Annotated in this window: 15 protein-coding genes; 12 read left to right on the top strand and 3 right to left on the bottom strand. The window is 51.9% G+C overall.

Features of this window, described 5'->3' with window-relative positions; genetic code table 11:
- Nucleotides 1–75: 75 nt before the first annotated feature.
- From P0X86_RS28985 to P0X86_RS28955, 7 genes are all read left to right on the top strand, one after another.
- A complete protein-coding gene (locus tag P0X86_RS28985; RefSeq protein ID WP_277747088.1) occupies nt 76–642 on the top strand; it encodes a class I SAM-dependent methyltransferase in 567 nt (188 codons plus the stop codon).
- 155 nt (nt 643–797) lie between these two features.
- A complete protein-coding gene (locus P0X86_RS28980) occupies nt 798–1,064 on the top strand; it encodes a hypothetical protein (protein ID WP_277747087.1) in 267 nt (88 codons plus the stop codon).
- Nucleotides 1,040–1,429 carry a hypothetical protein gene (locus tag P0X86_RS28975; RefSeq protein WP_277747086.1) on the top strand — a complete coding sequence of 130 codons (390 nt, stop codon included), beginning with the start codon at nt 1,040–1,042 and terminating at the stop codon, nt 1,427–1,429. The genes P0X86_RS28980 and P0X86_RS28975 overlap by 25 nt, the downstream gene beginning before the upstream one ends.
- A 304-nt stretch (nt 1,430–1,733) precedes the next feature.
- The gene (locus P0X86_RS28970) at nt 1,734–2,519 is read left to right on the top strand and encodes a TerC family protein (RefSeq protein ID WP_277747085.1); all 786 of its coding nucleotides are present in this window, start codon (nt 1,734–1,736) and stop codon (nt 2,517–2,519) included.
- A 531-nt stretch (nt 2,520–3,050) separates the two neighbouring features.
- Nucleotides 3,051–3,797, top strand: a complete 747-nt coding sequence (gene map / locus P0X86_RS28965) for a type I methionyl aminopeptidase (RefSeq protein ID WP_015737542.1) — start codon at nt 3,051–3,053, stop codon at nt 3,795–3,797.
- Nucleotides 3,798–4,176: 379 nt separating this feature from the next.
- A complete protein-coding gene (gene pdxK / locus P0X86_RS28960; RefSeq protein ID WP_009590124.1) occupies nt 4,177–4,989 on the top strand; it encodes a pyridoxine/pyridoxal/pyridoxamine kinase in 813 nt (270 codons plus the stop codon).
- Between the two features lie 261 nt (nt 4,990–5,250).
- Nucleotides 5,251–5,901: a YqaA family protein gene (locus P0X86_RS28955; RefSeq protein ID WP_015737540.1), complete on the top strand. Its 651-nt coding sequence runs from the start codon at nt 5,251–5,253 to the stop codon at nt 5,899–5,901.
- Nucleotides 5,902–6,108: 207 nt separating this feature from the next.
- Here P0X86_RS28955 and P0X86_RS28950 read toward each other — a convergent pair whose 3' ends face one another.
- Nucleotides 6,109–6,729 carry a hypothetical protein gene (locus tag P0X86_RS28950; RefSeq protein WP_009590113.1) on the bottom strand — a complete coding sequence of 207 codons (621 nt, stop codon included), beginning with the start codon at nt 6,727–6,729 and terminating at the stop codon, nt 6,109–6,111.
- Nucleotides 6,730–7,036: 307 nt separating this feature from the next.
- Here P0X86_RS28950 and P0X86_RS28945 point away from each other — a divergent pair, with 307 nt between their 5' ends.
- Together P0X86_RS28945 and P0X86_RS28940 are read left to right on the top strand one after the other, a co-directional pair.
- Nucleotides 7,037–8,110, top strand: coding sequence for an ATP-binding protein (locus P0X86_RS28945; protein ID WP_277747084.1), 1,074 nt, complete (start codon nt 7,037–7,039; stop codon nt 8,108–8,110).
- Nucleotides 8,111–8,171: 61 nt separating this feature from the next.
- The gene (locus P0X86_RS28940) at nt 8,172–9,395 is read left to right on the top strand and encodes an MFS transporter (protein ID WP_277747083.1); all 1,224 of its coding nucleotides are present in this window, start codon (nt 8,172–8,174) and stop codon (nt 9,393–9,395) included.
- A gap of 158 nt (nt 9,396–9,553) precedes the next feature.
- On the opposite strand, the gene rnjA is transcribed toward P0X86_RS28940, so the two are convergent.
- Entirely contained in the window at nt 9,554–11,272 is a 1,719-nt protein-coding gene (rnjA, locus tag P0X86_RS28935; RefSeq protein ID WP_015737537.1) for a ribonuclease J1, read from the bottom strand.
- A gap of 183 nt (nt 11,273–11,455) precedes the next feature.
- Here rnjA and P0X86_RS28930 point away from each other — a divergent pair, with 183 nt between their 5' ends.
- On the top strand, nt 11,456–12,208 hold the full coding sequence (locus P0X86_RS28930) for a YqcI/YcgG family protein (RefSeq protein ID WP_277747082.1): 753 nt from the start codon (nt 11,456–11,458) through the stop codon (nt 12,206–12,208).
- Between the two features lie 321 nt (nt 12,209–12,529).
- The gene (locus P0X86_RS28925; protein ID WP_277747081.1) at nt 12,530–13,933 is read left to right on the top strand and encodes a glycosyl hydrolase family 18 protein; all 1,404 of its coding nucleotides are present in this window, start codon (nt 12,530–12,532) and stop codon (nt 13,931–13,933) included.
- Here the strand turns inward: P0X86_RS28925 and P0X86_RS28920 are convergent.
- The gene (locus tag P0X86_RS28920) at nt 13,928–14,806 is read right to left on the bottom strand and encodes a helix-turn-helix transcriptional regulator (protein WP_192570532.1); all 879 of its coding nucleotides are present in this window, start codon (nt 14,804–14,806) and stop codon (nt 13,928–13,930) included. The two genes, P0X86_RS28925 and P0X86_RS28920, sit on opposite strands and share 6 nt — an antisense overlap.
- A 172-nt stretch (nt 14,807–14,978) precedes the next feature.
- Between P0X86_RS28920 and yicI the strand changes: the two genes are divergently transcribed.
- Nucleotides 14,979–17,303 (top strand): alpha-xylosidase, encoded by a 2,325-nt coding sequence (gene yicI / locus P0X86_RS28915; RefSeq protein WP_277747080.1) that lies wholly within the window; start codon nt 14,979–14,981, stop codon nt 17,301–17,303.
- The last annotated feature ends 132 nt before the right edge of the window (nt 17,304–17,435 follow it).

Genomic DNA, 17,435 nt, shown 5'->3' with positions numbered 1-17,435 from the left:
TCCTTATCACATTTGATGCAAATACATATTGCAACATGCCATGAAATGCGATTCATCAAGGAGGAGAGCGATAACATGAAAGAGAGTTTTGATCCGTCACTCATCGAGCGATTGGAAAGTCCGGAAAGGAAAAAAGAGCTGCCGGCTTCTTCGCTGCTTAAGATGCTTCAGGTGAATGGCGAGGTGGATGTGCTGGATATCGGGGCGGGCACCGGCTATTTTTCCATACCGGCAGCCTCATTAACGACAGGCACCGTTTACGCGCTGGATACCGAGCCAGCCATGCTCGACATGATGCGCGGGCGTGCACAGGAACAAGGAATCACGAATGTGAAGGTGATGGAAGGCGTGTTGGAACAGCTTCCTTTACAGGATGAAACCGTGGATCGAGTCATCGCGTCCTTGATCCTTCACATCACCGACCAGCTGGAGGAGTCGATCTCCCAAATCGCAAGAGTGTTACGGCCAGGCGGGCGCTGCTTGTGTCTGGAATGGCAGGAAGACCCGTCCGAGAAGCGGGTTCCGAGGCCGAACCGGGTTGACCCGCAGGTGCTGAAGGCTATGTTGGAGCAAGCAGGGCTGCAGGTTGACGGAATCCAGTATCCCACGGATCGTCACTACCTGATCATCGCCAGCAAGTAGTTCATGACGTTGGCAGCTTCTTGCGGGGGTGCTTCCTTAGATCGGCAGCCGAAATGCGCCGTTATCCCTCCCTCATTTTTGGAGTGGATCGGCGCATTTATGGATAGAGCTGGAACATTTCAGGGGAGAGGGCCGTCTAAGGATTGAGGTGACCCATGATGAGAGAATCCAAGGTTATGATCATGCTTAGCTGTTTGCTCTTGCTCGTCAGCCTGTATACGATACAACCATCCAACGTATTTGCTTGCTCATGTGCCGGACCGCCTGAGGTTTCGGAAAGCCTGGAACGGAGCGCAGCGATATTTGCAGGTAAGGTGACTCAGATCGCGGGCCCGCCGCGAAAGCAGGTCATGTCCTCGGCTGATCCGGTTCGTGTTACGTTAGAGGTAACGGAAATATGGAAAGGCGAGCTGAACCCGTAACGGAGCTTACCACGGCCATGTCATCGGCCAGCTGCGGTTATGACCAGTTTGCCGTAGGCAGCGAATATCTGGTGTTCGCGTCCGCGGAGTCGGGCCGGCTGACAACGGGGCTTTGTGACGGAACGAAGCCGCTCACCGCCGCCGGCAAGGAGCTATCCGAGCTAGGGGCCGGATATCCTCCGAAAGCTGCGCCTCCACCGGGCGAAACGGGGTCTGATACGCTTGCTGAGGGAATGCTTCCAAGTGAAGGTGAGGCTGCAGATCAGACATTTATGCAGAGGCCTTTCCTGTGGGGGGGGGGTCGTCGTGCTGCTGGCAGCTGGACTATGGCTCTATTTTTGGAGGAAGAAAAAAAAGAAATGTAAAGTGAATGTAAAATTTTTGAAAGTCTATTGGCGGTGGTAAACGGCCATGCTATATTTCATGTATTCAAGTAAAGGGGAGTAGCAGTCGCAGCAAAGTCGTCAATTCGTGACACGAACGTGTCTCCGGCTTTGTTGGCAACGAAAGTTGTTTGCGAGACCTTTGCCGATTCGGTAAAGGTGCTTATTCCTACAGCCTATTTCTGGGTAGATACCTTTATCGCCGATTTTCGGGATAAAGGTTTTTTGTTTTATACGCCTTTGAAACGTAAATCGGATCATCCTATACATGAAGGAGAGATTGCGTTTGGAAATGGGACTGTTGCTCGAATATGGGTGGGTGCTGCTGGTGTTGATTGGACTCGAGGGGATTCTCGCAGCCGATAATGCCCTGGTGATGTCCATCATGGTTAAACATTTGCCGGAGGACAAGAGGAAGAAGGCGTTATTTTACGGATTGGCCGGTGCGTTTGTGTTCCGTTTCGCATCCCTCTTCATTATCTCTTTTCTGGCGGATGTCTGGTACGTACAGGCGATCGGGGCCTTCTACCTGCTGTATATCAGTATCAATCATATGGTGAAGCAGTTCTTTGTGAAGAAGAAGAAACATCTGAAGGAAGCTGAAATGAAACAAGAAAAATTCTGGGTTACCGTGTTAAAGGTAGAGCTTGCGGATATTGCGTTTGCGGTCGATGCGATTTTGGCTGCCGTAGCCCTCGCCTTGACGCTGCCGGAAACCGGCCTCCCGAATATCGGGGGTATGGACGGCGGACAATTCCTGGTTATCCTGACAGGCGGAATTATCGGCTTGGTGATCATGCGGTTCGCGGCATCGTATTTCGGCAGGCTGCTCGTAAGAAGGCCCGGCTTGGAAACGGCTGCATTCCTGATCGTGGGATGGGTAGGAATCAAGCTGGCCGTCTATACGCTCGCGCACCCGGATATCGCTGTATTAGAGAAGACGTTTCCCAAGAGCGCCGGCTGGAAGCTCATATTCTGGGGCGTATTGATCCTGATCGCGGTCCTCGGCTGGTTCTTGTCCAAGGAGAAGAGCGATATGACCCAGAAGGAACGGAAACAAGTGGAAAGCTAAAGCAACGGCCCCTTTTGATATAATGAACATAGGAAAAAGAAAGGAATCGTGATCTCGCGTGTAAAATTATCGTTTCTGCGCAATCTTAAAATATATAGATATGAGGAGAAACGATTGTCATTGGATAAATGAAGCTTAAAATTGGATAAAATGCTGCCCACCCTGATTCTGTTCATGGTCATTGAGAGTCATATGACTTTCTGGGTTACCGCCGAGTTAAAGATGCCTCCGAGAATGCAAAACGGTTATGCTGCGGCATCCGTACCTGTCCGCATTTGACCGAAAGGCAGAAATTCCTAACGGAAATCATTGAGGTTACCCTGGCTTAAGAGTAGAATAAGATTATGTAGGGCGCTATCAGCTTTTCTTTTTTTGGATACAAGACAAGAAAACAGATACACCTTGTGATTGTGAATCAGCCTTATTGGCCGGGGAGTGAGGAGGACGCAGATGCCTGTCCTGAAGCTCCTTCGGTCAGCTAAGGCTTTTTGATTTGAGTAGGAGAGCAGCCATGAAAAGGAGTGAGCAGGATTGATAATCCTCAAAACACAAGAACAAATCGCCAAAATGAATAAAGCCGGCGATATTCTCGCCGAATGCCACCGTCAGATCGCCAACATGATCAAGCCGGGCGTAACGACGCTAGAGATTGATCAGTTTGTCGAACGGTTCCTGGCGGAGCGCGGCGCGACGCCGGAGCAGAAGGGATATCATGGTTATCCTTTTGCGACCTGTGCATCGGTCAATGACGTGATCTGCCATGGTTTTCCGAGCCATGAGCCGCTGAAGGACGGGGATATCGTTACCATTGATATGGTGGTAAAGTATGATGGCTGGCTCGCCGACTCGGCTTGGTCCTATCCGGTCGGAAACGTCTCCGAGGAAGCGCAGCATCTGCTGGACGTGACGAAGAAAGCTCTGTACCTCGGAATTGAGCAAGCGGTGATCGGCAACCGGATCGGCGATATTTCCCATGCGATTCAATCCTATGCGGAAGCACAGAATTTATCGGTTGTCCGCCACTTCGTGGGGCACGCCATCGGCGAAAATATGCATGAGGAACCGCAGGTTCCGCATTACGGGCCACCCAACCGCGGGACTCGGCTTAAAGAGGGCATGGTCATCACCATCGAACCGATGCTGAACCTGGGAACATATCAATGCAAGATCGATTCGGACGGATGGACCGCCAGAACCGTGGACGGGAAATGGTCCGCGCAGTATGAGCACACGCTCGCCATCACGAAGGATGGCCCCGTGATCCTGACGGAACAATAAGTGGCGACGCCATAGTGTGAGCCCTGGGCAAAGGACTCCAACGAAGCAGGCGGAATTATTCTGTAGAAACGGAGTGGTCGCCTTTGCCCCCGGATTTCAACGATTGATATCGTGGTTCAAAGGAATCTGGGGGCAACAGCGATCGGAAGAACAATCCGTAGGCGGAGTGATGCGTTACCATGAAGAATTCAACATCTGCGAATAGACGTCAATCCCAGTTTTTCTTTAGAGATCAGGAAGAGAAGGCATCGAAGCTCAACCGACTTGATCTCGCAAGAAAAACAACCGCTAAAGAAGGATTCGACATCTGCGAATAGACGTCAATCCCAGTTTTTCTTATAATAGAGTAATCATTTTACAAGCGAAGGGAACATGGAACATGACGATACGAAAAGCATTAACCGTAGCCGGCTCGGATACAAGCGGCGGCGCTGGCATCCAGGCCGATCTGAAAACCTTTCAGGAATTTGACGTATACGGAATGACCGCACTGACCACGATTGTCTGCATGGAACCAAAGACATGGGATCACCAGGTTTTCCCGGTAGCATTGGATATCGTTGAAACGCAGTTGAAAACCGTGCTCGAGGGCATCGGCATCGATGCCATGAAAACCGGCATGCTTGGATCCGTAGAGATCATCGAGCTCGTTTCCCAGTATATCGACCGCTATGATCTGAAACGGATCGTCATCGATCCGGTGATGGTCTGCAAAGGCACGGATGAAGTGCTGCAGCCCGAAAATACGGAAGCGATGCTGGAATTCCTTCTCCCGCGCGCCGATTTGGTAACGCCAAATCTGTTCGAGGCGTCCCAGCTGGCCAAATCCGGTCCGATCACGTCCCTGGATCAAATGCAGGAGGCTGCCGCCATCATTCACGAGCGCGGCGCAAAGAACGTGCTGATTAAAGACAGAGGGAAGATCCGCGAAGGCAAAGCCATGGATCTGCTCTATGACGGAAACAGCTTCGAATGGTTCGAGGCCGACGCCATCGTTACCAAGTACACCCACGGTGCGGGCTGCACGTCATCCGCTTCCATCACGGCCAATCTTGCCAAGGGCTTGAGCGTTCGCGAGTCGGTACAGCAAGCCAAAGCCTTCATTACCCAGGCGATTTCGAACGGCTTTCCGCTGAATGAATTCGTAGGTCCGACGAGGCATTCCGCACACCGCAGTTTATCTGCAAATTAAACAAGATGCATTTCTTTGCAAGCTTATTCATGTTTGAAATTCCGATTGCGAGGAGCGACCGAAAACCTTTCTTCCTAGAAGAAAGGTTTTTTTGTTGTTAGTCGAACCTGCTGCATATAGTATATAGGTGCAAAGGCATGCTTCGTTCTGCGCGTTTTTTCGGCAGGGATCAAGCGGCTTAGGTCCTTTCCAGTATAATTATGTGCTATACTTTATAAAGGGTCTGATAGAAACAGGAAGAAAATGTTTAGGGGTTGAGACATGTTTCAGGACATTTTGGATTTTTTGATGAAGTTTGGTCCATGGGGATTGTTTATTCATTCGTTTGCGGATGCTGTCATTTTTCCGGTTCCCGCCTTTTTTCTGCAGGTTTCGCTTAGCATCATGCATCCGCAGAATGCACTGTGGCTTGCAACGTATGGTTTTATCGGATGCTTGCTGGGGACGCCGCTGGGCTATTTGATCGGAAAGCTGCTTGGGAAGTCGGTATTATACAAGATACTGAAAAAAGAGTGGATTGACGCTGCAACGAACATGTTTCAAAAAAACGGCGAAGCCGCCATACTGATAGGCTCCTTTACGCCGGTTCCCTTTAAAGTGTTTACGATTCTGTCGGGATGTTTGAAATTCCCGCTATGGAGACTGTTGGCATATGCCGCGCTTGGCCGGGCTACCAAGTTTTATGTGGTGGGTACCCTGTTCTATCTGTACGGTAACGCCGCGGAGGGCATGGTTAAGGATGTATCGTTATATATTGCGCTGATCGCCGTTCCGCTTCTGTTGATCGGCGTGTACTTCAACCGCAAACGCAAGCGCAAGAAAATGGAGCAGCAAAAGCTGGCTGAATCCGGTCCCGTCGTGGTGGAGAAGGCGGTTCTGGAGCAGGCGTCGGATCAGACTCCATCGGCCTAACGCTAGAGAATGACGCCGGGGGTTAACCCCCGCGAGGAACATATAAAATAACCCCACAAAGTGGAGCCTATGCTTCGATGCTTATTCCAAATACTTTGCGGGGACCCCAAAAAACTTATTTAAAAAAAGCAGCCGGGTGCGAGCCCGGCTGCTTTTTTCCAAGGTATCAGAGAAACATATTTATATCATAGCTACATATTCTCGGTATTAACCCGTTTTTCCGATTCTGAAGAACTTGCCTCGGCCTTTCGTGGTCACAGGAACAAATGTCGGCGACGGGGACAACGGGGCTGGCATATCTTGAGCAAGATAACCGTGGAGAGGCCCGCGATAGACTTCATTCAACTGGGGGGAGTGGGAGAAATCTTCCGGCGTTACAAGATGACAAGGCTTGTTCACAGGCCGCAGGCCTGCTTGCTCCAGCACCGTCGCGACAAAGTGGGAGCAGAAAAAAGCATCATCACGATCGATATGAATCCGAAACAATATACCCAGCAGCCCTAGCAGATTATATTTGTAGCGGTCCTGATCACGCATCATCTCTTTGACAAGATTGTGCATGCGTTGATAGTCTTCATTACTGACGCGGAAGCGATATACCGCGCACTCCGAAGTGTAGAAGAAAGGGTCACGCAGGTTCTCGCGAACCAAACCGCCGTCAAACGGATTGTTCGCCTTCTTTCGCCCAAAGCTGTACACTTCGCGTAACTCGGAATCAAACGCTATGGATGCATGGTTAAGTGGGGCCTTCGTGAAATATTGGATCATTCTGCTGAACCAGGTGCCCGTGCCTGTAAGCACAATCCAAATATCTTGTTCCGTGTACATACTCGCAAACTCCTTTGTTAACGATCCTAACGACTAGCAATTGTAAATGACTTGCTTTCTTTCACAATAAACGAAAAAGCCATGGCGTTCAAGTCAAAAAAAACCATTTTCTCTCAATTTCACTAGAATAGCGCTGGGATAGACACCAAATATTAGAAACCTCATATCCAATATATTCGCTTCATGTCCGAATTATCCTTTGGATTGTTTTATTTATATTCCATATAGGCTAAAGGAGAAGCAATCCCATATCTAGAAATTAGGTAAAACCGATTTGAACAATGAAAGACAGGAGGATCTCCAAACGATGATGAATAGTGAATGTCTCAGCTATGATTTTATGGTTCAGGCGATAGAAGTTGCGCCGATAGGAACGGTATTCATCGATTCAGAGGGGAGCATTATCCGAATCAATCCGGCCGCTTGCACGATGCTCGGATATGAGGAGGACGAATGTCTGCATCATCCCTATAACGATTGGGTTTATCCGGAGGACGTAAATAAGGACAGGGAAATGATGGAAAACTTTAAAACGGGCCGGATCTCTTCCTTGCAAATGGAAAAGAGATTGATACATAAACAGGGAGATATCAGGTGGGTATCGTGCAGGCTTAGCACAGCCCGCAGCAGAGAGGGAAGGGCGCTGGGCTATGTAGCGCATTTGACGGATATCACCGACATGAAGAGAGCGGCCGATCAGGAAGAGAAGCGGCTGATCCAGTCCGACAAGCTGTCCATGGCCGGGCAGCTTGCCGCAGGAATCGCCCATGAAATCCGAAACCCGATGACGTCCATCAAAGGGTTCGTGCAGCTGATTCGCTCCGGCGCCGGACGGAAGGATGAATATTTCGATATTATCTCTTCGGAGATTGAAAGGATCGAACTGATCGTCAGTGAGCTTCTGTTCTTGGCGAAGCCGCAAAGCGTGAAATTCGAGCGTGCCGATATCCGGCAGCTGCTGGAACAAGTGATTACGTTATTAAATACGCAGGCGATTATACATAACGTAGAGATCATAACCGATTTTGGAGAGCAAGAGGCCAATGTGGACGGTGACGTGAATCATCTGAAGCAGGTCTTCATCAACTTTATAAAAAATGCGGTGGAATCGATGCCGGACGGCGGCGAGTTGACCATACGACTGGAGAGAGGCAGCGACGAGACCGTGGTCATCCATTTCACGGATAACGGATGCGGAATCCCGGAATCGATCCTATCCCGTCTCGGGGAACCGTTCTTCACAACGAAGGAGAAGGGCAACGGCTTAGGGTTCATGATCAGCAAAAAAATGATCGAGGATCACAGGGGGCAGGTGTATGTGACCAGCAAGCTTCAGGAGGGAACGACCATAACGGTCATGTTGCCGCTAAGCATAATCTAGCTTGACCGGACGTATGGTTCGCTCTACATTATAGAAAGATATAGGAGAGGGGGCGGTTAAAATGGGCAACATGCAATTGTTAAAAGAGCCCAAACGGCGCAAGCTGCTGTTCAGCGCGGGTGCCAGCTGGATGTTCGATGCGATGGATGTCGGCATGATTTCGTTTGTTGTTGCGGCATTGGCAGCGGAATGGTCGCTAAGCTCGCAGCAGGTCGGCATTCTGACAAGCACCACATCGATCGGAATGGTATTCGGCGCGGCCATGGCCGGATTTCTGGCGGATAAATATGGACGGAAAAATATTCTGCTGTGGACACTGCTCATATTCTCGATAGCGAGCGGGCTTTCCGCTCTGGCTACCGGTTTTGTCATGCTGTGCTTGATGCGCTTTATCGCCGGCTTCGGACTTGGCGGAGAGCTTCCGGTAGCTTCAACGCTGGTATCCGAAAGCATGCCCGTTCATGAACGGGGAAGAGCGGTGGTGCTGCTGGAAAGCTTTTGGGCGGCAGGCTGGATACTATCCGCGCTTATTGCTTACTTCGTCATTCCGGATTACGGCTGGCGGACAGCCTTTGTCATCGGGGCTTTGCCCGCGTTCTATGCTCTCTACCTGCGGCGAGCCATCGAGGATTCGCCAAGGTATCTCGAGCAGAAGGCCAAGGCCGTCCGGAAGCTGACCTTCGGGCAGCGTGTGGCCTCGGTCTGGTCGGTCGAACATCGGCGTACGAGCATTATGCTGTGGATATTGTGGTTTACGGTCGTATTTTCATATTACGGGATGTTCCTGTGGCTTCCCACCGTCATGGTCGATAAAGGATTCAGCTTGGTTCGAAGCTTCCAGTACGTGCTGATTATGACGCTTGCCCAATTGCCGGGGTATTTCACGGCGGCGTATTTTATCGAGAAGTTCGGACGTAAATTCGTGCTGGTTACTTATTTGGTGCTTACGGCGCTGAGCGCAATTTGGTTTGGCTACGCCAATACGGAAGGCTCGCTGCTCGCCGCAGGCATATCCTTGTCCTTCTTCAATCTGGGAGCCTGGGGAGGCTTGTATGCGTACAGTCCGGAGCTTTATCCGACGAAGGTTCGTTCAACCGGGGTCGGGCTTGCCACATCGTTCGGTCGGATCGGCGGCGTGATCGCGCCGCTGCTCGTCGGGGTGCTGAAGCAGAATGGTACCCGTATCGAAATCATTTTCGTGATGTTTTTCGTAACCATCCTGATCGGGGCGCTGGGGGTACTGGTGCTTGGCAAGGAAACGAAAGGCCTGGAGCTTGCAGACTAAAGCAGGCCCGTGCTTTATGGCTTGATTTACAGGAAGGGCGATAGGCTTCGAAATACATGCTTTCTAATATGACAAAAAAGGGTGGATCCCAAGGTTCAATGACTTGGGATCCACCCTTATTTTAGTGTACAGCGTCAAGCGTCAGCGAGATCGAAGCATTATACCTCCATGATGGAAGGCATAATGTACGGGCTTCTGCCAAGCTCCCGCTTGAAATAGCGGTTGAGCGTGTTGTTGGTCATCTGCTCCCAGGCAGCACGATTGTATTCCCGCTGTTCGCCGGCTTTGTTCAGCTGTTTGCGGAGCATCGCTTCGGCCCGGCGCAGAAGCGGCTTGGAGTCCTGCATATACACGAACCCGCGGGTAATCAGCTCCGGTCCGGAGAGCAGCTTGCGCGTTTCCCGGTTGATGGTAATCGCGACGATCACCACGCCATCGTGAGCGAGCTGCACGCGTTCCTCGAGCAGCTCCTTCTCATGGGTGCGCAGTTCACCATTGTTAATATAGACGTCACCCGAAGGGATGTTCCGGCCTTTACGCGCATAATTGCGGAAAAGGGACAGCGTGTTGCCGATGTTCATCAAGTAGACGTTGCTGTCGGGAACCCCGACCTGCACGGCAAGATGACGGTGATTGAGCATCATCCGGTATTCTCCGTGAATCGGCACAAAGTATTTGGGACGCAAGCTGCTGATCATGAGCTTCAAATCTTCGCGGCAGCCGTGGCCCGAGGTGTGGATATCGAGAATGGAGCCGTATTTAACTTCGGCCCCGGCCCGCATTAAGAGATCGATGCTGCGGTTAACGTTCTGGGTGTTCCCGGGAATCGGCGATGACGAGAAAATGACGGTGTCCTCCGGATGAATCTGGATCGAACGATGGGCACCCGAAGCGATGCGCGTCAGCGCCGCATTGGGTTCGCCCTGACTGCCCGTGCAAATAATCAGCACCTGGTCGTCGCGATAGCGGTTAACGGCTTTGACGTCAATCATCATGCCGTCCGGCACGCGAATATAACCAAGCTCCTGGCCGATCACAAACACCTTTTCCATGCTGCGGCCGACGATGGCGATTTTGCGGCCGGTTCGAATGGCGGCTTCGACGACTTGCTGCAGACGATGAACGTTGGATGCAAAGGTCGCAAACAGGATCCGCCCGGGACATTCCTGGAACAGGCGCAGAATGGAATCGCCGACGGTGCGCTCCGAAGGGGTAAACCCGTCTCGTTCGCTATTGGTGCTGTCGGCCATCAGGGCCAGGACGCCCCGTCCGCCGATATGCAGAATTTTATGCAGATTGGCAGGCTTGTCCTCCGGCGTAAAATCAAATTTAAAGTCCCCGGTATGTACGATCGGTCCATACGGGGTTTCGACAACGACCCCGAAGGCATCCGGAATGCTGTGGGTGGTTCTGAAAAAATGAACGGAAAGATGACGGAATGCAATCGTCTCGTCTTCATGGAATATGCGCAGATCACTCTGATCCAGCAGGCGATGCTCTTCCAGCTTGGCACGAACCAAGCCGATGGTCAGGGCTCCGCCATAAATCGGCATCTGAATTTGACGAAGCACGTAAGGAATGGCCCCGATATGGTCTTCATGGCCATGGGTCAGGAACATCCCCTTTACTTTGTGCTTATTATCGAGCAAGTAACGGATATCCGGAATAATGTAATCGACGCCGCTCATTTCGGCATCCGGGAATTTCAGTCCGGCATCGATGATAATGATCTCGTTTTTGAATTCGACGCCGTACATGTTCTTTCCGATCTCGCCAAGCCCCCCCAGCGCAAAGATGCGCACGGGCGGAGCGGAAGGCCTCGGTTTTTTAGCCGGTTTGGCAGTTTGAATCTTATCGGTTAGCAGGGGTTTAGACATAATGTGAAAGAATCCTCTCTATGGTAATTAAGGCATAAGCCTGGTATTTTAATTTCTTCTCTACTTAAGATATCAGAAAGTTCAAGCTTTTGGGAAACGCTTTTCAAAATTCATGTGCATTTCGTCCGTGACAGTCACCTATTTTTGCCCACTCTTATATGCTGTAGAAGAGGAGGACTGGTGATGAGCGGTTTAATGAGGTTGGACGATATGGATGCAGCCTATGGATTGCCGGAGGAATGGCAGCGGGAAGCGATCGTTAAGCTGACTGAGAAAATGACGGATCGTTCCGCCAAATTCCCCTGCATTCCGGCAGTGCAAGGACATGCGCTGAATCATTTTAGATACGGTTTTATCAACCGCGGCGAATCGCAGGAGGCGGCGGGGCAATTGGCCGCACTGCTGCATGAGTTCGGGCTCGGCTCCAGGGGCTTCGGCCCGTATACTTCCCTTGTCGTATTTATAAATACGGAACATGGCCGAGATAGCCTCGAGGGCGTGGAGTATTATGAGCGTTTGTTCTGGCAGCTGCTGAGCCGGACCACCGAATACGATACGGAGCCTTGGCCGGCGGACCTGCCGGGGGAACCAGACGATCATCTGTGGGAATTTTGTTATGCAGGCGAGCCTTATTTCGTATATTGCGGAACGCCGGCACATGAGCTTCGCCAGAGCAGATATTTCCCCTACATGATGCTTGCTTTTACGCCTCGTTGGGTTCTGAAGCAGTTCAATGCCCGGGCCAGGCAAGCTGAACATACCAAAGTGCTGATACGCAAGCGGTTGACCGAATATGATCCAATCCCCCCGCACCCGGACTTGAAGTTCTACGGGGCGGAGGACAATTATGAATGGAAGCAATATTTCCTGCGGGATAACGAGGAGTCTCTGTCGAAATGTCCATTTGCAAGGCTGCACAAAGAGACTCATAAATAGAAAAATAACATGCTTCTATCATCATACCCTAAATTGGAGTAAGGGTTAACAGGCATTCCATTTCAAAAGCTGCCACTTATGCGATCATCCGCAGGGTGTCGGCTTTTTTTGCGAAGATGCGCTGCTGTGACAAGGTATAGGATTTTGCCCCTGAATTAGTAAATCTTATCCTTGTTGTACAAAAAATTACCAAGTTACACTTAAAGTGTTTCATTCGATTTCATCCCAATGCGTCAGGAGGTGTATAAGGTACGGAGCTTTCACCAGATTTGAAAACGCTTTAACAAGCCGAATACCCATGGAGAAGGAGTTGTTTAATGAATGACAAGGCAGTCCAGAACGATGAAAGGATGGATTCTCGGACTTATCGCCGTACTGGTGTTCAGTGTCTTTCCTACGTCCCAGGTTCAAGCCGCCGAGGCCTGCGCTGAGCCTGCTTGGAGCAGTTCTGCCGTATATGGCGGGGGCAATATCGTATCCCACGGGGGTAAGGCCTGGAAAGCAAAATGGTGGACTCAGGGTGAGATGCCCGGAACGACGGGACAGTGGGGAGTATGGGAGGACCTGGGAGCGTGCAATCCAGGGACACCACCGGTAGATCCCCCAGTGGATCCGTCAGTAGACCCGCCGGTAGATCCTCCGGGGACTGGTGATCGGATGTACGTCGCTTACGCCAGCTCATGGAACACCAGTATCTACGATTTGACGACTGCGAACATACCCAATTACATCACGCATCTCAATCTAGCATTCGTAAGGCCGGACACCACGTATACGCAAGGGTCGTATGCGTTTGATCAAGCCGTAGCGGGCTTGGAATTCGTGGAAGGAGCCACGACGCCGAATGGGCAGCGTAAATTTACGGCCCAGCAGTCGCAGGATCTGCGCAACAACATCGCCGCACTGAGAGCCCGCGGAACGAAAGCGTTCCTCTCGGTAGGAGGCTGGTCGTACAGCCAAGGATCGCAGTGGTCCAGATTCAATGCTAAGAACATCGTCGATTTGGCCCTGGATCTTGGCGCAGCCGGCGTCGACATTGACTGGGAATCCAGCGGCAGCAGCTGCAACAAAGGAACGGCTGCCCAGTTCAGCTGTACCAAGGATGGCGAGATCGCAGGCATTATAACGAGCCTCTACAATGAAATCCAAGCCAGGAACGCCAATTTGCAGATTTCCATCGCCGGCTGGTCCACGGGCGCCTATTATGTGAAGGGGACGCCGTTTGAGGAAGGCAAGGTCCAATGGGGTTCTCCTTTTGGCGGTACCATGTACCGCGTGGTTAAGGATCATGGCAGCAAGATCGACTTTATCAATCTGATGTCCTACGACGGCGGTATTTATTACGACCCGCGCGAAGGCTATGAATCCTACAAGGCGATATACAACGGGCCCATCAATATGGGCATGCAGATTGCGCCGGAGGGATCCGGCGGGGCCGTCCTGCAATTGAATGCCGCGCCGGGTACGGTATACGATGCCGAAATGATGAACGGTCAGAATAACATCGCGACGGCTTATTATAATGTAGAAACGATGGTAAACTACATCAAGAATAAAGGAAGAGCGAATGATGGATTCATGCTGTGGCAGCTCTGGAAACAGCGGGTTCATCAGCCGGCCCCGCCCGGCGCGGCGAACGAAAACAGCGCCGGCCAATACGTATGCCGGAACCTGCCGCTTCAGGGGGACTGCAATCAGGTCATACCAAGCCTGCCGAAATTATAATTTCTTCCGATATTCCGAAGGCGTGCAGTTCATGATTTTGCGGAATACCCGAACAAAATAACTGATGTGTCCAAATCCGACATCGAGTGCGATGTCGGATATTTTATTGTCCGGCGAACGAAGGAGCTCCGCCGCCTGGCGAACGCGATAGGAATTCATATAGTCGACGGGCGTTTGCCCGGTCATGGATTTGAAGAAGCGGCAAAATTGGCCTTCGCTCATCGGGATCAGGTCAGCCAGCTCACTCAAACGGATAGGTCGATGGTAATGACTCTGGATGTAGAGAATGACCTTCTTCAAGCGTTCCGTTCTCGTCATGTCCGCCGCTTCGCTCCGGCTGCGGTTGGCAAGCCTGCCGGAGGCTGCGGCCTGAAACAGCATGAGAAACAGATGCCCCTTAATGGCAGCCTCATATCCAGCCGGTTTGTGCTTGGACAGCAGCATCATTTCTTTTATATGTTCAAGCAGGCGCCCATCGGTCCCGGCTGTCATCCGTCTTGGAAAAGCGGCTCTCCGCTCCTGGAAGGGAACGATCATCCCTTCCTGCACAAGATCATAGCTGCTGCTGGCGAGCATGCCGACATCGAACACCATGGCGCAGAAGCTGCACCCTTCATTGCCCTGGGCGTGGCCGGTGTGCAGATCTCCCCCATCGATAAATATCGCTTCGCCCGCACGGACGGGGATATATTCCGAATCGATCTGAAACAGCACCTCGCCTTCCAGCACGTAAAAAATCTCCGCTTCCTTATGCCAATGGGAGTCTACCACATGGGCGCCGGGGGCAAATTGATACCAATAGGCACCGAAGGGGAAACGCTCATTCCCGTGGACGGTGCTTTCTTTTAACGACTGGCGGATGGATTGATCCATGCTGCACCTCCTTGGGATGTGAAGTGTTCCTGAACACTGTTATCTGATATCAAAATTGTGCTATAAAACAATCGGATATTGTTAGAATAGGTAAAAACGGATCAGTATAATGATATTATAACGCTTACATCTGAAAGTTCAATTTTAAAAATATAGAAGGGCGGAAGTAACGATGAAATTTACAGACGGCAACTGGCTAATCCGGGAAGGGTATTCCGTTTCGGGAGCGGTTCAGGCCTATGATTTTGCGGTAAAAGGAGATACGTTGACGGCTTATGCTTCCACGGCACCGATTCCGGGCAGAGGAGCGACCATCAATGCGCAGCTGATCACCGTGCAATTTCATTCCCCGGCACCCGGCGTCATCGGCGTGAAGCTGGTCCACTATGCGGGCGTAAGAGATCGTGGACCTGCATTCGAATTGTACAAACAGAAGGGCGACCATACGGTCATCGAAGAGAACGATCAACAGGCTGTTCTTCGGAGCGGCAATCTGAGCGTCGTGATCAAGAAAGGCCCGGAATGGTCGGTCCACTTCTATAGAGGAGAGGAGCGCATCACCGGCAGCAGAGCCAAATCCATGGCGCATATCGTGGAGGACGGCGGGCAGACCTACATGCGCGAAGAGCTCGATCTTGGCGTGGGCGAGTGGGTGTACGGCCTTGGCGAGCGATTCACTTCGTTTGTGAAGAACGGCCAGGTTGTGGATATTTGGAACCAGGATGGCGGCACAAGCTCCGAGCAAGCCTATAAAAATATTCCGTTCTACGTGACCAACAAAGGCTACGGCGTGTTTGTCAACCAGCCGGACCTCGTATCCTTTGAAGTGGCTTCAGAGAAAGTGAAGAAGGTTCAGTTCAGCGTGCCGGGCGAGTCGCTGGAGTATTTCGTGATTGACGGGCCCGACCCGAAAGGCGTTCTGGACAAATATACAAGCCTGACAGGCAAACCGGCGCTGCCGCCGGCTTGGACCTTCGGATTGTGGCTATCGACCTCCTTTACGACGCAATATGACGAAGCGACCGTAAACTCCTTCGTGGACGGTATGCTGGAGCGCGACATTCCGCTGCAAGTGTTCCATTTTGACTGCTTCTGGATGAAGGGCCTCAACTGGACGGACTTCCAATGGGATGAAGAGGTATTTCCGGATCCTGAAGGCATGCTGAAGCGACTGAAAGAAAAAGGCTTGAAAATCTGCGTATGGATCAATCCGTATATCGCGCAGCGTTCGCGCCTCTTCGAGGAAGGCCGTGAGAAGGGCTATCTCGTGAAGAAAGCCAATGGCGATGTTTGGCAGTGGAATTTGTGGCAGCCGGGCATGGCGCTGGTGGACTTCACGAATCCGGATGCTTGCGAATGGTATGCAGGGTACCTGCGCGAGCTGGCTGATATGGGCGTGGACAGCTTCAAAACGGACTTTGGCGAGCGCATTCCGACGGACGTTGTGTATTTTGACGGCTCCGATCCTCATAAAATGCACAACTACTACACCCAGCTGTACAACAAAGTGGTCTTTGACGTGCTGGTCGAGAAATTCGGCAAGAATCAGGCGGCGGTATTCGCACGCTCCGCAACCGTTGGCGGACAGCAGTTCCCTGTTCACTGGGGCGGCGATTGTTATGCGGATTATGAATCGATGGCGGAGAGCCTGCGCGGCGGCTTGTCCCTCGGTCTCGGGGGCTTCGGCTTCTGGAGCCATGACATCGGCGGCTTCGAAAATACGGCTCCGGCGCATGTGTTCAAGCGCTGGCTGGCATTCGGCTTGCTGTCCAGCCACAGCCGTCTCCATGGCAGCAGCTCTTACCGGGTGCCATGGTCTTACGACGAAGAGGCCGTAGACGTTACGCGCTTCTTCACGAAGCTGAAGAGCCGTCTGATGCCGTATCTGTTCCATACCGCCGTACAGGCATCGGAGCAAGGCGTGCCGAGCATGCGCGCCATGTTCTTGGAGTTCCCGGAGGATCCGGCCGTCGAAATGCTGGATCGTCAGTACATGCTGGGCGATTCCCTGCTCGTTGCACCGGTATTCAGCGAGAAAGGCGACGTGAAGTATTATCTGCCGAAGGGCCGCTGGACGCATCTGTTAACCGGAGAAACGGTGGATGGCGGAACCTGGCGCAAGGAAACGTACGGTTTCCTCGGACTGCCTTTGTTCGTACGCGGCAACTCGTTCCTCGCCTTGGGTGCGAGCGACGCCCTTCCGGAATATGACTATGCAGACGGAGTAGAGCTTGGCTTGTATGCATTGGAAGACGGCAGCGAGGCTTCCGCCATCGTTCGCAACATGAACGGAGAGAGCGAGCTGGTTGTACGGGCTGTACGTGCAGGCAGCCGGATCAATTTTACGGTGGAGGGCAGCGGCAAGCCATTTTCGGTGAAGCTGTATGACACAGGAAACGTTTCCTCCGTGGAGGGCTCGGGAGTGAGCCTGCAGGAAGGGAAAATTCAAGTGGAAGCCGGTCAACAAGCGATGGCCTTCAGCGTTGCGCTAGGATAAACTCGGGTTCCCCCTGCTGTTAAGCGGGTAAAAACATAGTGAAGATGAGCCCGGACCAGCTTTGTGCTGGAGTCGGGCTTCTTCCATATTTTAGCTGGCCTTGAAAGGAAGGCTGTGCTGATATAATTGGTC

Source organism: Paenibacillus sp. BR1-192, assembly GCF_029542445.1.
In the GTDB taxonomy this organism is placed as follows: Bacteria; Bacillota; Bacilli; order Paenibacillales; family Paenibacillaceae; genus Paenibacillus_AQ; species Paenibacillus_AQ lautus_A.
This window is presented reverse-complemented; position numbering and strand designations above follow the sequence as displayed.

What these genes read in the sequence shown, in the direction of transcription:
- P0X86_RS28985 (WP_277747088.1), top strand. Translation starts at nt 76, where the DNA reads ATGAAAGAGAGTTTTGATCCGTCACTCATCGAGCGATTGGAAAGTCCG.
- P0X86_RS28980 (WP_277747087.1), top strand. Translation starts at nt 798, where the DNA reads ATGATGAGAGAATCCAAGGTTATGATCATGCTTAGCTGTTTGCTCTTG.
- P0X86_RS28975 (WP_277747086.1), top strand. Translation starts at nt 1,040, where the DNA reads ATGGAAAGGCGAGCTGAACCCGTAACGGAGCTTACCACGGCCATGTCA.
- pdxK (WP_009590124.1), top strand. Translation starts at nt 4,177, where the DNA reads ATGACGATACGAAAAGCATTAACCGTAGCCGGCTCGGATACAAGCGGC.
- P0X86_RS28955 (WP_015737540.1), top strand. Translation starts at nt 5,251, where the DNA reads ATGTTTCAGGACATTTTGGATTTTTTGATGAAGTTTGGTCCATGGGGA.
- P0X86_RS28950 (WP_009590113.1), bottom strand. Translation starts at nt 6,729, where the DNA reads ATGTACACGGAACAAGATATTTGGATTGTGCTTACAGGCACGGGCACC.
- P0X86_RS28945 (WP_277747084.1), top strand. Translation starts at nt 7,037, where the DNA reads ATGATGAATAGTGAATGTCTCAGCTATGATTTTATGGTTCAGGCGATA.
- P0X86_RS28940 (WP_277747083.1), top strand. Translation starts at nt 8,172, where the DNA reads ATGGGCAACATGCAATTGTTAAAAGAGCCCAAACGGCGCAAGCTGCTG.
- rnjA (WP_015737537.1), bottom strand. Translation starts at nt 11,272, where the DNA reads ATGTCTAAACCCCTGCTAACCGATAAGATTCAAACTGCCAAACCGGCT.
- P0X86_RS28930 (WP_277747082.1), top strand. Translation starts at nt 11,456, where the DNA reads ATGAGCGGTTTAATGAGGTTGGACGATATGGATGCAGCCTATGGATTG.
- P0X86_RS28925 (WP_277747081.1), top strand. Translation starts at nt 12,530, where the DNA reads ATGACAAGGCAGTCCAGAACGATGAAAGGATGGATTCTCGGACTTATC.
- P0X86_RS28920 (WP_192570532.1), bottom strand. Translation starts at nt 14,806, where the DNA reads ATGGATCAATCCATCCGCCAGTCGTTAAAAGAAAGCACCGTCCACGGG.
- yicI (WP_277747080.1), top strand. Translation starts at nt 14,979, where the DNA reads ATGAAATTTACAGACGGCAACTGGCTAATCCGGGAAGGGTATTCCGTT.